Consider the following 14,643-nt stretch of genomic DNA (forward strand, 5'->3'; position numbering starts at 1 on the left):
CGGTCTGCGAACGCAGCACACGCCCCTCACTCGATCCGAGTGAGGGGCGTGTGGCGTTCGAGGAGCAGTGGACGCTACGGGGCCTGCAGCGGAACGTGAGACAGACCGCCCCACGCCAGCGACACCGTGGTGTCCACGGCATCTTCCTTGGATATCGGCCGGTCGGCCTCGAGCCAGTAACGGGCGGTGAACTGGCTCGCTCCGACCAGGCCGACGGCAAGCACACGGGCGCGGTAGGGATCGAGTCCGGAGTCGTGCGCCACGAGGTCGAACACGGCGTCGACGCATGCCTCGGTGGCCTGTTCGACGCGGGAGTTGACCTGCGGATCACCCATCAGATCCGATTCGAACACCAGGCGGAAGCCCTGAGTGTCGGTGTCGACGAAGTCGTAGAACGCGAGAACTGCCGCACGTACGCGTTGCCGGTTGTCCGTGGTGGAGCGGAGGGCCTGACGGACACCTGCGATCAACGTGTCGACGTAGCTCTGCAGCACCGCCAGATACAGCTCGAGTTTTCCGGGAAAGTGCTGGTAGAGGACCGGCTTGCTGACACCAGCACATTCGGCGATCTCGTCCATTCCGGACGCGTGATATCCGCGGGTCACGAATATCTCGCTCGCAGCGGCGAGCAACTGCGCCCGACGGGCATCGCGCGGAAGCCGCGCGCTGCGTCGATTGCCGGTGGTGGCCGGCCGGTCCGAGGACCTTCGGTCGTCGAGATCTGTCATCTGGTCCGTTCCCATCCGCGTCGACAACTGCGCTCGTCTTGGTTCGACAGCGAGTGGTCCGTCTCGAACTTCCGGCGGGTGGCCATCGGCTCGGATCACTCGTAGCGCAGATCACGGGCAACGATACGCGTGGGCTCCGGCACCGTTGGGATCCTGGGGGACAGGCAGAGAAATGCGTCGAAGCCGGATCACGTCGGGCGGTTTGTTTGTACGATGTTTCCGTACCGAGAACCCGATAGTTCCGATCTCGTTGTCGGCGTGCCGAGCAGCGGGTGGTGAGGATTGTGAGATCGTGATCGAGTGACTGACCGAGGCGGGCCGCGTATCCGCGGTGGTGTGCAGTCGGGCGGCGTCGACGAAGAGTACGACGATCGGTCGGACGATTACCCACGCACCGTGGGCAGTCGCGGTTCACATCAACCGCTACGGGCGCAGTGGGATCCGACGCAACGTGAAGTCAAGCAACGTAACCGTCGACCCGAACGCGACGTCCGTAAGCAGAGCAAGATCGGAAAGTTCGCCTCGACGTACGGCTGGCGGGCGTACGCCGTGCCGATCCTGATCGTGGTCACTGCGCTGGTCGTGTTCGACGCCGTGCGCACCGGCGACCCGGTCACCGGCACTGCCGCGCAGTCCACCACAGCAGATCCCGGGTTCGGCACGTTGAGCACCGACACCACGTCGGGTACCGGCGTCATCGGTGTGCCGCCGCAGGCGGACGGGAACTTCGCGTCGTCCATCTCCTCGGGGGAACTGCCGGACGGCGGTCCTTTCGCGGTTCAGGGTGCTGGAACGTGGCACACGGTGGCAGGCTCCACCGAACAGGTGGGCCAAGGGACCGAGCGGGTGTTCACGTACACGGTCGAGGTCGAGGACGGCGTCGATACCGTCGGATTCGGCGGCGACGAGTCGTTCGGTCGACTGGTGGACCAGACCCTCGCAAATCCCAAGAGCTGGACGAACGACCCGCGGTTCGCATTTCGGCGCATCGATCAGGGCGATCCCGACTTCAGAATCTCGCTGACGTCGCAGATGTCGATCCGGCAGGCGTGCGGTTACGACATCCAACTCGAGGTCTCGTGCTACAACCCGGGCATCGAGCGTGTCGTCCTGAACGAGCCGCGTTGGGTTCGCGGGGCGATCTCTTTCCAAGGCGACATCGGCTCGTACCGTCAGTACCAGATCAACCACGAGGTGGGCCACGCGATCGGCTACCAGCAGCACCAGCCGTGCGAGGCCGACGGGGGTCTGGCACCGGTGATGATGCAACAGACGTTCGGCACATCCAACGACGACATCGCGCGGCTGGATCCCGAGGGCGTCGTTCCCATGGACGGGAAGACCTGTCGCTTCAATCCCTGGCCCTACCCGCGGGCGTGACCGGCTGGGCCACGGTCGGGCCCTGCGATTAGATTCGAAGGTGGCGACCGGATTCACCGTCGCCGTGCCGAGTCGAGGAGCGTCGCTGCGTCGTGGTCCATCTACCTCCGCTGGTCGAACCCGCGGGCGAGCTGACGCCCGAGGACGTCGCGCGGTACAGCCGTCATCTGATCATCCCGAGCGTGGGCACCGACGGACAGAAGCGCTTGCGTAATGCACGTGTCCTCGTCGTGGGTGCCGGGGGATTGGGCTCACCGGCACTGCTCTACCTCGCGGCCGCGGGCATCGGAACCCTGGGAATCGTGGAATTCGACGACGTCGAACTGTCCAATCTGCAACGCCAGATCATCCACGGTCGGTCCGATGTGGGCCGTCCCAAAGCCGAGAGTGCCAGGGATTCGATTCTCGAACTCAACGACGGCGTCGAGGTGCGGTTGCACCGGGTTCGGCTGGATTCCTCGAACGCGCTCGGGTTGTTTTCTCACTACGATCTCGTTCTCGACGGCACCGACAACTTCGCCACCCGCTACCTCGTCAACGATGCGGCCGCCCTCGTCGGCATTCCGTACGTGTGGGGTTCGATCTACCGATTCGAGGGCCAGGTATCGGTGTTCTGGGATGGCGCACCGGGGGGAGTGGGCATCAACTATCGGGACCTCTACCCCGAGGCTCCGCCGCCGGGCATGGTGCCGTCCTGTGCCGAAGGCGGCGTGCTGGGAGTGCTGTGTGCATCGATCGGTTCGGTCATGGTGACCGAGGCCATCAAGTTGATCACCGGAATCGGCGAGACGCTATTGGGTCGATTGATGATCTACGACGCACTGGCGATGAGCTATCGAACCGTGCGATTGACCCGCGATCCCCATCGGACGCCGATCACGGAGCTGATCGACTACGAGGAGTTCTGTGGAGTTGTCCCGGCTGTCGAATCTGCCGGCGAAGAAATTACCCCGGTACAGCTGCGCGCAATGCTGGAGTCCGGGCGCGAGGTCGCTCTGATCGACGTACGTGAACCGGTCGAGTGGGACATCGTTCGGATCGACGGCGCGCGCTTGATTCCGAAGGATCGAATTCTCTCCGGGGCAGCCATGGCCGAGTTGCCGCAGCACGTACCGATCGTGCTCTACTGCAAAACCGGCATCAGGTCCGCGGAAGTCCTCGATGCTGTGGTCGGTGCCGGTTTCACCGGTGCGTCCCATCTGCAAGGCGGAATAGTGGAGTGGGCCAAGCAGATCGAGCCCGGTTTGCCCATCTACTGACGCGGTGCGTGTGCGCGCCGTCCGCGGGGGTGCACCGATCGGCGGTAGCGTGGCCTCCGTGAGCTCTGTCGAACCCCCTCAGCACGTGATCTCTACGTTCGGGCTGCGCGATGTGGAGCCGGCACCGCTCGGCGCGGACTGGGACGGAGGGTGGCGTCTGGGCGACGTCGTACTCTCGCCGGTAGCGGATCACGCCCGCGCGGCGTGGTCGGCGAAGGTGCGCGAGACATTGACGGTGGACGGGGTTCGGCTCGCTCGCCCGGTGCGTTCCACCGACGGTCGGTACGTCGTGTCGGGCTGGCGCGCAGACACGTTCGTCGCCGGCGAACCCGAGCCCCGACACGACGAGGTGGTGTCGTTGTCGCTACGTCTGCACTCGGCGACGGCGCAGCTCGAGCGCCCACGGTTCCTGGTTCAGCCGCCCGTGGCACCGTGGGCGGATGTGGACGTGTTCGTCGCGGCCGACAGGGCGGCGTGGGAGGCCGTGCCACTGCGTTCGGCGCGTGGCGCAGGTGCACCCGAGCCGTCGTCCAGTGACGGCAAGAGCAGCCTCGAGTTGGTCAAACAGCTTGCGACACTGCGTAAGCCTGTCGAGTCGCCGGATCAGCTGGTGCACGGAGATCTGTTCGGGACGGTGTTGTTCTCGGGCAGCGATGCGCCCGGAATCAGCGACATCACCCCGTACTGGCGTCCCGCGCCATGGGCCGCCGGGGTGGCGGTGGTGGATGCGCTGTCCTGGGGCGACGCCGATGACGGATTGGTGGGTCGCTGGGACGATCTACCCGAGTGGCCGCAGATGTTGTTGCGCGCGTTGATGTTTCGACTTGCCGTTCACGCACTTCATCCGAGGTCGACGTCGGAAGCGTTTCCCGGTTTGGCTCGAACCGCAGATCTGGTGCGCCTCATTCTGTGATTCACGTGGCGCGAGCCGCTGTTTCCGCTGCACGAGTATCGGTTTCGGACAGCTCGTGGAACAGCGATCGGGCGGCATCCGCCGCGCGAGCTGCATCGCCGTCGATGACGGCGTCGACCAGAGCGGTGTGCTCAACGACGTAATCGTCGTCGTGATCGAGGAAATGGTCTCTCATGGCCTCGTGGATGACCGGAAGCAGCGAGTCGTAGAACTCGAGATAGATCGCGTTGTGACTGGCCGCGACGATGGCGCGATGCAGGCGTGCGTCGATCCGAACGGCATCGACCACGGGAGTCTCGTCGGTCCATGCCACGTTGCGATCCTCGAGCGCGCCCAGCATGACCCGGATGTCCTCGTCGTCGCGACGGTCCGCGGCGAGCGCGGCCGCAGTGACCTCGAGGGTCTCGCGGAGCTCGGTGACGTCTCGGTGCCGGGCGTCGGAGAAGTACTTGCCCAGGGTTCCGCCGAGATCCGAGCAGGTCATGACGAACGTCCCCGAGCCCTGTCTGCGTTCCACCATGCCGGCGTGGACAAGTGCTTGGACCGCCTCGCGAACCGTATTACGCCCGGTGCCGGTGATCTCACACAGTTCCGGCTCGGTGGGTATACGAGTGCCCACCGGCCATCGTTGCGACGTGATCTCGTCGCGTAATTGAGCTGTGACCTGGGTGATCAGGCTCGATCGCTGGACCTGCCGCACGTGCGCTCCTCGGGCTGAGAACGATACGGATGTCGATGATAGTGCTTTGCGCCCGATGATCCGGTCATCCTATGATTGCGCGGTGAGTGCGCCTTCCGTCCCCGATACCCGCCTCGTCGGTAGCTCGCTCGTGCGCGGTCGAGTTCTCGTCTTCTCCGCGATCGTGCTGTCCGCGTTGACGCTCCGTGCCGCGGTGACCTCGATCAGTCCACTCTTCGGCAGGATCGGCACCGATCTCCAGTTCGGCACCACGGTCATCGGCATCGTCGGTATGTTGCCGCCGGCGATGTTCGCCGTGTTCGGACTGGCCACTCCGTTTCTCGCCAAGCGCACCGGCCTCGAGCGAGCTGCGCTACTCGCCATGGCGCTCACCACCATCGGTATGGCTACTCGGGCGTTCGCGCCGAACACCGTCTCGCTGCTCGCACTGTCCGCGATAGCCCTTGCGGGCATGGGTATCGGGAACGTCGTCATCCCGCCGTTGGTCAAGCGGTACTTCTCCGATCGCCTGGCCGTGGTCAGCACCGTCTATATCTGCGTCATGCAGGTCAGCACCATGGTTCCGCCCCTGCTGGCCGTGCCGCTGGCCGACGCGCACGGTTGGCGCGTGTCCATCGGCGTCTGGGCTGTCGTCGGACTGGCCGCGGCGTTGCCGTGGCTCGGAGTGGTGGTGGCCCGACGCGGCCGCGACGAGGACGATGTGTCGGCAGAGGCCGGATCGGCGGCGGTCCACGTGGAGCCTGCCGGCCGAATCCACCGGTCCTCGCTGGCGTGGGGGATGGTGATGATGTTCGCGATGACGTCGCTCATCACCTACTCGATGCTCACCTGGTTGCCGACACTGCTGATCGACTCGGGTATCAGCGAAGGGTTGGCCGGTGCCTCGGTCGCCGCGTTCGGCGCGATGGGCTTGGTCACGTCACTGGCCACTCCGACGCTCTGTGCCAAATTGCGCAATCCGTTCGGCCTCGTCGTCGTCGCCGCGGTGTGCTACTTCGGCGGCTTCTCCGGCCTGCACTGGTCCCCGACCGCCGGGACGGTGCTGTGGGTGTGCTTGATCGGGCTCGGCACGATGACCTTTCCCATGTCTCTGACGCTGATCAACCTCAGAACCCGTTCTGCTGTGGGGTCGTCATCGCTGTCGGGGTTCACCCAGGGGCTGGGATATGTGGTGTCCTCGTCCGGACCGATTCTGTTCGGCGTTGTGCACACCGCGTCCGGTGGATGGGGTCTGCCGTTGGCTCTACTGACCGGATGCGTGGGCGTTCTGCTGGTCGGTGGGTACTTGTGTTGTCGACCGAGAATGCTCGAAGACACCTGGTGATCCACCGCGACCGTTGACCGGTCATCTCACGTTCGTCCGCAACCGCGCGTGAGACCAAGTTAATCAGCGAGTCACCGCAGGCAGCGCCGCGGCAACATGGCTTTCCTAAGTTCGGTTCACACACCGATCAGGAGGCCACACGTGACCAGCCTTTCTCGTAGCGCGTCGGCAGATGCCGGCTCAGCGACCACCGCGTCCGTTCCCCCCGGAACCGTTCCGGTATCCGTCGACCACCACATTGCGCACTGGAACTCCGAGGACGTCGAGGCCTGGGAAGCAGGCGGCAAGCAGATCGCCAAGCGCAACCTCATCTGGTCGGTCGTCGCCGAGCACGTCGGCTTCTCGATCTGGTCGATCTGGTCGGTGATGGTGCTGTTCATGCCGTTGTCGGTCTACGGCATCGATGCGGCGGGCAAATTCTTCCTCGTGGCCGTCCCTACTCTGGTCGGTGCCGTGCTGCGGATTCCGTACACGTTCGCCACCGCCAAATTCGGTGGACGAAACTGGACTATCTTCAGCGCTCTGGTGCTGCTGATTCCGACCGTGCTGACGATGTATTTCATGATGAACCCGGCGTCGTACACCACCTACATCATCGTGGCGGCGTTCGCGGGCCTCGGCGGTGGCAACTTCGCATCTTCCATGACGAACATCAATGCGTTCTATCCCCAGCGCGAAAAGGGGTGGGCGCTCGGTCTGAATGCAGGCGGCGGCAACATCGGCGTGCCGGTCATCCAGCTCATCGGGTTGCTCGTCATCGCCACCATCGGCAACACCGCGCCCGAGATCGTCTGCGCTGTGTATCTCGTGTTCATTGCGATCGCTGCCGTCGGTGCTGCGCTGTACATGGACAATCTCGACAACCAGAAGACCAACGGCCGCTCCATGATCGACGTGCTGAAGTTCTCCGACGCGTGGTGGATCGCCTTCCTCTACATCGGTACCTTCGGCTCGTTCATCGGGTTCAGTTTTGCGTTCGGCCAGGTACTGCAGATCAACTTTCTCGCCGGCCTCACCGACGGGGCTCCGGCAACCCCCGCGCTGCAGGCGCAGGCTTCGCTACACGCTGCTCAGATCGCGTTCCTCGGTCCTCTGCTGGGATCTCTGTCGCGGCCGTTCGGCGGCAAGCTCGCAGACAAGATCGGCGGCGGCAAGATCACGCTGTACACATTCGTGGCCATGATTTTCTCGACCGGCATTCTGGTCGCGGCCAGCACCTGGGACGACTCGACCCCCGGAGCGGCCAGCGGCACGGTCATGATGCTCTTCGTCATCGGATTCATCGCGCTGTTCTTGCTGTCGGGCCTGGGCAACGGATCGGTCTACAAGATGATCCCTGCCATCTTTGCCGCCAAATCGACTGCGCTACAGGGAATGACGGTCGACGAGCAGCAACACTGGTCGCGCAAGATGTCCGGTGCCCTCATCGGTATCGCCGGTGCGATCGGCGCGCTGGGCGGCGTCGGAATCAATCTGGTTCTGAGAGCGTCGTACTCGGGCACCGCAAAGTCCGCGACCACCGCATTCTGGGTCTTCCTCGGCTTCTACATCGTGTGCGCGATCGTCACCTGGGCGGTCTATCTGCGCAAGGCCGGCTCTGTCGACGCACCGGTCACCGTCTGACGCGCGCCGGTCGATCGATCGAAACATTCTGCACTGCACTGAAAATTCGGAAGGACCCGCAATGAAGAACGCGGTAGTGGTAGGTCATGGAATGGTCGGGCACCGGTTCGTCGAAGCGCTGCGTGCGCGCGACGAGGCTGCCGAGTGGAAGGTCACGGTCCTCTGCGAGGAAGCGTTGCCGGCGTACGACCGGGTGGGCCTGTCGTCCTACGTCGGTGCCTGGGACCACAAGGAGTTGGCGCTGGCGGGCAACGACTACCCCGGAGACACACTGGTGGAGATGCGCACCGGAGTGCGTGCCGATCGCATCGATCGTGACCACCGGACCGTCGAGACCTCTGCGGGCGACACGGTCGAATACGACGCGCTCGTGCTCGCCACCGGGTCTTACCCGTTCGTGCCGCCGATTTCCGGACACGATCTTCCTGCCTGCTTCGTCTACCGGACGCTGAACGACCTCGACGATATCCGTGCCCGGGCGGACGCCGCGGGTCCCGGCGCCGAAGGGGTCGTCGTCGGCGGAGGTCTACTGGGTCTCGAAGCTGCGAACGCGTTGAAGAAGATGGGTATGACCCCGCACGTCATCGAGTTCGCGCCTCGGTTGATGCCGCTGCAGGTCGACGAGGGCGGGGGAGCACTGTTGGCTCGTCTCGTCACCGAATTGGGATTGAACGTTCATGTGGGAGTGGGCACATCGTCGATCTCCGAGAACGACAGTGCCGGCTTGACCGTGGAGTTGAGCGACGGTAGCACCATCGACGCCGCTCTCCTGGTGTTCTCCGCCGGTGTGCGTCCCCAGGATCGGCTGGCCCGCGAGAGCGGTCTCGAGGTCGGCGAACGCGGCGGCATCATGGTCGACATCGGTTGCAGTACCTCCGATCCCGCGGTGTACGCGATCGGCGAGTGTGCGGCAGTCGAGGGCCGATGCTACGGACTCGTCGCCCCCGGGTATTCGACGGCGGAGGTGGTGGCGGACCGATTGCTCGGTGGCGCAGCGCAATTCCCGGGTGCAGACATGTCCACCAAGCTCAAGCTCATGGGCGTCGATGTCGCGAGCTTCGGCGACGCGATGGCGGCAACTCCGGGTGCACTCGAGGTGGTGTTCAGCGACGCGCCCAAGGGCACGTACGCCAAGCTCGTCGTGACCGACGACGCGAAGACCCTGCTCGGGGGCATCCTCGTCGGCGATGCGTCCGCGTACTCGCTGTTGCGTCCGCTCGTCGGACGAGAGTTGCCCGGCGACCCGGGGGCGCTGATCTCCCCGGCGGCCGAGCAGGTGGGCATCGGGGCGCTTCCCGACGACGCCGAGATCTGCTCCTGCAACGGTGTGAGCAAGGGAGCGATCTGCTCGGCGATCGCCGACGGTGCCTGTGATCTGGCCGCAGTGAAGAGTTGCACCACGGCGGGGACCACCTGTGGCGGGTGCCTGCCGTCGATCAAATCACTGTTGGCGGCATCGGGGGTGGTGCTCTCGAAGTCGTTGTGCGAGCACTTCTCTCAATCGAGAGCCGAGCTGTTCGAGATCGTGCGGGCCACGAACACCCGCACCTTCTCGTCGTTGATCGCCAAGTACGGCGCAGGAACCGGCTGCGACATCTGCAAGCCGGTCGTCGCGTCGATCCTCGCGTCGACGTCGTCGGATCACATTCTCGACGGCGAGCAGGCCTCACTGCAGGATACCAACGATCACTTTCTCGCCAACATCCAGAAGAACGGGACCTATTCGGTGGTGCCGCGGATGCCGGGCGGCGAATGCACGCCCGATCAGCTGATCGTCATCGGCGAGGTAGCACGCGATTTCGGGTTGTACACCAAGGTGACCGGCGGGCAACGCATCGACATGTTCGGTGCCCGCGTCGAACAGCTGCCTGCGATCTGGAAGCGTCTGGTGGACGCGGGCATGGAATCGGGTCAGGCATACGGGAAGTCGCTACGCACCGTCAAGAGCTGCGTCGGGTCGAGTTGGTGCCGCTACGGTGTTCAGGATTCGGTGGGGATGGCCGTCGACCTCGAGAACCGGTACCGCGGCCTGAGGTCCCCGCACAAGATCAAGTTCGGCGTATCGGGCTGTGCGCGCGAATGCGCGGAAGCCCGCGGCAAGGACGTGGGCATCATCGCCACCGAAGGCGGCTGGAATCTGTACGTCGGCGGTAACGGTGGCCAGTCGCCCAAGCACGCTCAGTTGCTCGCCTCCAACCTCGACGACGCCACACTCGTCAGCTACATCGATCGCTATCTGATGTTCTACGTCCGGACCGCAGATCGGCTACAACGGACCGCGCCGTGGCTGGAGTCGCTCGACGGAGGGCTCGATCACCTCAAAGCAGTCGTGTGCGACGACAGCTTGGGTATCGGCGCGGAGCTCGAAGCCGACATGGAGCGCCATGTCGCCGGCTACAAGGACGAGTGGGCAGGAGTGCTCGAGGACGAGGAGAAGCTCAGCCGCTTCGTGTCCTTCGTCAACGCCCCCGCCGAGGCCGATCCGACGATCGCCTTCGACGATTCCGGGGCGCGCAAGATTCCCGTGCTGATGGGAATGCCGCGAGTCGGGGTGTAGGCGGACGAGGTTCCTCACAACCGTCAGGTCACGAAACCGATCGCATGTGCACAGGTGGGTAATCGCCGCTTAACGGCCTAGAAACACGAGCAGCGTCAAATAGCTGACCAGGAGGTACACCATGACTGTCATCGATTCCCTTACCTCGGTACCGAACGATCTTTCGCGAGACTGGACCCCGGCCTGCACACTCGACTCGCTGATTCCCGGACGCGGAGTAGCGGTGCTGATGCGCGGTGGCACTCAGGCGGCGCTGTTCCTGCTGGACGACGGTCGGATGTTCGCGGTGGGCAACATCGATCCATTCGGCCGTGCCGCAGTGATGTCTCGCGGATTGGTGGGAGACAGGGGCGGCGAACCTACCGTCGCATCGCCGTTACTGAAGCAGGTCTTCTCGCTGGTCGACGGGCGGTGCCTCGACGACCCGGACGTCGGTCTCGGATGCTTCGAGGTCTCCTGCACCGAGGGCGTCGTGTTCCTGCGCGGTGGTTCTACGTGAGCGAGAGTGCCGGGGCCGGAACACCTCTGGCCGGATTCACCGTAGGAATCACGGCGTCGCGTCGAGCGGAGGAGTTCGCGACGCTGCTCGAGCGGCGGGGAGCGGCCGTGATGCATGCACCCGCGATCCGCATCATCCCGCTCGCCGACGACGCCGAGCTCGAACGCGTCACCGCCGAGATAATCTCCGACCCTCCCGAAATAACCGTTGCCACAACGGGGATCGGCTTCCGCGGCTGGATCGAGGCAGCAGACGGATGGGGTCAGGCAGAAGATCTGGGCCGAGCACTGGGTGCCTCTCGGTTGCTGGCCCGCGGACCCAAGGCGAAAGGGGCCATTCGAGCAGCCGACCTTCGCGAGGAATGGTCGCCCGCATCGGAGTCTTCCGCCGAAGTACTCGAACACCTGCTTGCCGAAGGAGTCGAGGGCAAGCGCATCGCCGTACAACTGCACGGAGCGACCACCGAATGGGAACCGGTCCCGGATTTCTGTGAGGTGTTGCGGTGCGCCGGAGCCGAGGTGGTTCCGGTGCCGGTGTATCGCTGGACGGCCCCCGACGACCAGAGTCCGATGGACCGCATGATCGAGGCCACCGTCGTCGGCGATCTGGACGCACTGAGCTTCACCTCCGCACCGGCGGTGGCGTCGATGCTGATTCGTGCCGATGAGAACGGAGTGCTCGAACCTCTCCTGCAGTCGATGCGCAGCCGAGTACTTCCGGTGTGCGTCGGGCCGGTGACGGCGGCACCCCTCGAACAATTGAACGTGGCCACCACGCAGCCGGCGCGTGCACGCTTGGGCGCGCTGGCGCGGCACATCGCCGAGGAACTACCGAGGCGGACCGGTCGTCTGCATGCGGGCGGACACCTGGTAAGTGTGCGTGGCCGGTGCGTCGTGGTCGACGGTGAAGTACGTCCGGTCTCGCCGGCCGGAATGGCATTGATGAAGACGCTCGCTCGCAATCCTGGACGCGTCGTTTCCCGGGAGGACCTGCTCGCGTCCTTGCCCGGCGGCGGTGGTGACACCCACGCGGTGGAAACAGCTATGACCAGGCTCCGGTCCTCCCTCGGTGCTCCGAAAGCGATCCAAACCGTGGTCAAGCGTGGCTATCGCATCGCACTCGATCACATCGAATCGGAACCGGACTGCGCGTCCGAGGAGCCCGCCGCGCACGCACGCGTGGCCGTCGTCGAAGGAGGGAAGTACTGATGACTGCGACTTTGGTGTTGGTTGCCCACGGCACCCGAAACCCTCGCGGTGTCGAGATGGTCGCCGCATTGGCCGACGCCGTCTCCGCCGAGATCGGCACCACGCGGGTGGCCTTCGTCGACGTACTCGGGCCGTCCCCCGCCGAGGTGCTGCGCGATACCCCTGGATCCGCGGTGGTGGTGCCGGCATTCCTGGCCTCGGGTTACCACGTCCACACGGACGTACCGCGAGAAGTCGCGGACAGCGCTCATACTTCGGTCGCAGTCACCGAGGCTCTGGGACCGGACCCCGTACTGGCAGAGGTCATGCTCGATCGCCTACGCGACGCCGGTTGGCAGACGGGCGATTCAATCGTTCTCGCTGCTGCCGGGTCGTCCGACCCTCGCGCACTGGAGCAGCACCGGCGGGCGGCGGCAATGCTGGTCGATGCCGCTCGGGTTCCGGTGCGCATCGGTTACGTCGCCACCGCTGTCCCCACAGTGGCCGAGGCGGTGTCGGCTCTGCGGGACGAGGGCCACACTCGGGTCTTCGTCGCGTCGTACCTGTTGGCACGCGGACTCTTTCACAACCGGTTGGCGGACGCAGGTGCAGACGGCGTCGCTGAGCCGTTGGGGGTCCATCCGGCGATCGTCGATCTGGTGGTCGCCCGCTACGTCGAGGGCGTTCGATCGCTCACCGCGGCAGCGGAAGAATGGTCACCGGCTCGTCGTCACTGACGTCGGCCGGAACCAGGGCGAGCGCATCCCGACCGACCAGGTGAGCGAGATGGGCAGTGCGGACGGCGGTATCTGCCCGCCAGCGTGTGCGGTCCGCGGTGACGGGAACGAGGCGTGGGACCGTGGAGCGAACGTCGGCGGCATTGGACAACACACCCATTCGTGGTGGACGCACCGTTCTTCCGGTCAACGCGTCGACGATCGCCGGTGCCGTCAGCAGTGCCGTACTCACCGCCGCCAGTGGGTTTCCGGGTAGACCGAGCACCACCGTGCCGTCGGGCAGTGCTGCGGTTATCTGGGAACCGCCGGGTCGGACACGCATCCGGCCGACGATGGATGTCGCGTCCAGTGTTGCCAGTGTCGAGCGCAGCTGATCGGCGGCACCACCGCCGGTAGCTCCGACCACGATGACGACGTCCAGGTTCTGCGTGCGAGTGAGGACGTCTCGGAATTGTGTCGCCGAGTCGTCGAGGAGCGTCACCTCGACGACCGTGATGCCACAGTGCGCCAAATACTCCGGCAACACGGAACCGAGAACGTCCCGGGTCTCGCCGGGGGCGAGTGGGCCTTCGGATCGAATCTCGTTGCCGCTGATGACGATGCGACCACGAACCGGGCCGCGCACTACCATATCGAAAACGTCCGCACTGGCGGCCAAAGACCGAACCGCCGCATCGATCGGGGTTCCGGCGGCCACCAGTTCGATGCCCGGCAGCCAGTCCTCGCCGCGTCGCCGCGTGTCGTCGGACCGGTCCGAGGCCGACAGTCGACGCACCGACTCGTCCGGATTGTGGGTCACGTGCTCGTCGCGCACCACCGACGTCGCTCCGGGCGGAAGCGCAGCACCGGTCGCGATGCGCACCGCTGTTCCGTCGGCGAGTTCGGCGATGTCGACACGTCCGGCGTAGGCGATCTCGGGCCGCAGTGTCCACGGTTCGTCGCCGCACACGGCGTAGCCGTCCATCGCGGAGATGTCTACTGCCGGTAGCGCGGTCCGGGACACGAGGGGCTCCGCGAGAACGGTTCCGATGCTGTCCTGCAACGAAACTCGATGGACAGGCAGGGGTGCGAGTCCGGCTCGAATGCGGTCCAATGCGTGGGCGACCTCGAAAGTCTCCGACGGCTGCGCGGCAAGGCGAGCGGCCAGTAGATCGGCGGGGGTGTCGCAGTCCTCGATACCGGGTAGCGCGATCACGAGATGATCGACCGGGACGATGCGGCGCATCGATGCACCGTCTACCGAATCCAACTGTGCCACAGTGGATCGCAGTGTTGCCTGCTGCCACACTCCCAGCAGGAACTGCGTTCGGCCCGCGTTGTCGCGAGCGAACACCGCACCTGCTCCGGACTGTGAGATGGAATCGATCAGGGACCCGAGCGCGGCGGCACCGAGACGCGGAATGTCCGCCGCGACGACGGCCACCAGATCTGCCTGCTGCTCCGAATGCCGACTGTCGTCGAGGGATCGGAGTCCTGCAGCGAGGGCCGCAACGGGCCCACCGCCGGCAGGGGACTCGCGGGTCTGGACCACGTCGTCCGGTACTCCGTCCCGAAGTGGACCCACCAGAATAGTTCTGCGACAGTTGGATACGGCGTCGAGAGCGATGTCGACCATGCGACGGCCGCCGACGGTCAAGGCAGGCTTGTCGACCTCCTGCTGCGACGTCGGATGCTGGGGATCGGCCATCCTCGAGCCGCGACCACCGGCGAGGACGATCGCATCGCACACCGGCGTC

12 protein-coding genes are annotated in these 14,643 nt (G+C 65.2%); 9 read left to right on the forward strand and 3 right to left on the reverse strand.

What is annotated here, in order from left to right; translation table 11 throughout:
* Positions 1-74: 74 nt before the first annotated feature.
* A complete protein-coding gene (locus tag ACFI9K_RS06050) occupies positions 75-728 on the reverse strand; it encodes a TetR/AcrR family transcriptional regulator (RefSeq protein WP_032378141.1) in 654 nt (217 codons plus the stop codon).
* A 300-nt stretch (positions 729-1,028) separates the two neighbouring features.
* Here ACFI9K_RS06050 and ACFI9K_RS06055 point away from each other — a divergent pair, with 300 nt between their 5' ends.
* The 3 genes from ACFI9K_RS06055 (at position 1,029) to ACFI9K_RS06065 (ending at position 4,280) form a co-directional block, all read left to right on the forward strand.
* A complete protein-coding gene (locus ACFI9K_RS06055; protein ID WP_462662673.1) occupies positions 1,029-2,108 on the forward strand; it encodes a DUF3152 domain-containing protein in 1,080 nt (359 codons plus the stop codon).
* A gap of 92 nt (positions 2,109-2,200) precedes the next feature.
* The gene (moeZ, locus tag ACFI9K_RS06060) at positions 2,201-3,367 is read left to right on the forward strand and encodes an adenylyltransferase/sulfurtransferase MoeZ (protein WP_462662674.1); all 1,167 of its coding nucleotides are present in this window, start codon (positions 2,201-2,203) and stop codon (positions 3,365-3,367) included.
* A gap of 58 nt (positions 3,368-3,425) precedes the next feature.
* A complete protein-coding gene (locus tag ACFI9K_RS06065) occupies positions 3,426-4,280 on the forward strand; it encodes a TIGR02569 family protein (protein WP_032403554.1) in 855 nt (284 codons plus the stop codon).
* Between the two features lies 1 nt (position 4,281).
* On the opposite strand, the gene ACFI9K_RS06070 is transcribed toward ACFI9K_RS06065, so the two are convergent.
* Positions 4,282-4,980: a FadR/GntR family transcriptional regulator gene (locus ACFI9K_RS06070; RefSeq protein WP_462662675.1), complete on the reverse strand. Its 699-nt coding sequence runs from the start codon at positions 4,978-4,980 to the stop codon at positions 4,282-4,284.
* An 82-nt stretch (positions 4,981-5,062) separates the two neighbouring features.
* Between ACFI9K_RS06070 and ACFI9K_RS06075 the strand changes: the two genes are divergently transcribed.
* The 6 genes from ACFI9K_RS06075 (at position 5,063) to ACFI9K_RS06100 (ending at position 12,907) form a co-directional block, all read left to right on the forward strand.
* Positions 5,063-6,304: an MFS transporter gene (locus tag ACFI9K_RS06075; protein WP_462662676.1), complete on the forward strand. Its 1,242-nt coding sequence runs from the start codon at positions 5,063-5,065 to the stop codon at positions 6,302-6,304.
* Between the two features lie 237 nt (positions 6,305-6,541).
* Positions 6,542-7,927, forward strand: a complete 1,386-nt coding sequence (locus ACFI9K_RS06080; protein ID WP_462662747.1) for a nitrate/nitrite transporter — start codon at positions 6,542-6,544, stop codon at positions 7,925-7,927.
* Between the two features lie 61 nt (positions 7,928-7,988).
* Positions 7,989-10,484 (forward strand): nitrite reductase large subunit NirB, encoded by a 2,496-nt coding sequence (nirB, locus tag ACFI9K_RS06085; RefSeq protein ID WP_462662677.1) that lies wholly within the window; start codon positions 7,989-7,991, stop codon positions 10,482-10,484.
* Positions 10,485-10,605: 121 nt separating this feature from the next.
* Positions 10,606-10,983 (forward strand): nitrite reductase small subunit NirD, encoded by a 378-nt coding sequence (gene nirD / locus ACFI9K_RS06090; RefSeq protein ID WP_462662678.1) that lies wholly within the window; start codon positions 10,606-10,608, stop codon positions 10,981-10,983.
* The gene (locus ACFI9K_RS06095; protein WP_462662679.1) at positions 10,980-12,191 is read left to right on the forward strand and encodes a uroporphyrinogen-III synthase; all 1,212 of its coding nucleotides are present in this window, start codon (positions 10,980-10,982) and stop codon (positions 12,189-12,191) included. The genes nirD and ACFI9K_RS06095 overlap by 4 nt, the downstream gene beginning before the upstream one ends.
* Positions 12,191-12,907, forward strand: coding sequence for a sirohydrochlorin chelatase (locus tag ACFI9K_RS06100; RefSeq protein ID WP_462662680.1), 717 nt, complete (start codon positions 12,191-12,193; stop codon positions 12,905-12,907). The genes ACFI9K_RS06095 and ACFI9K_RS06100 overlap by 1 nt, the downstream gene beginning before the upstream one ends.
* Here the strand turns inward: ACFI9K_RS06100 and ACFI9K_RS06105 are convergent.
* A complete protein-coding gene (locus ACFI9K_RS06105) occupies positions 12,864-14,636 on the reverse strand; it encodes an NTP transferase domain-containing protein (protein ID WP_462662681.1) in 1,773 nt (590 codons plus the stop codon). The two genes, ACFI9K_RS06100 and ACFI9K_RS06105, sit on opposite strands and share 44 nt — an antisense overlap.
* Positions 14,637-14,643: the final 7 nt, after the last annotated feature.

It is taken from the genome of Rhodococcus sp. PSi06, assembly GCF_054960675.1.

Coding starts and splice junctions, on each gene's coding strand:
- ACFI9K_RS06050 (WP_032378141.1), bottom strand. CDS start 728: ATGACAGATCTCGACGACCGAAGGTCCTCGGACCGGCCGGCCACCACC.
- nirD (WP_462662678.1), top strand. CDS start 10,606: ATGACTGTCATCGATTCCCTTACCTCGGTACCGAACGATCTTTCGCGA.
- nirB (WP_462662677.1), top strand. CDS start 7,989: ATGAAGAACGCGGTAGTGGTAGGTCATGGAATGGTCGGGCACCGGTTC.
- ACFI9K_RS06100 (WP_462662680.1), top strand. CDS start 12,191: ATGACTGCGACTTTGGTGTTGGTTGCCCACGGCACCCGAAACCCTCGC.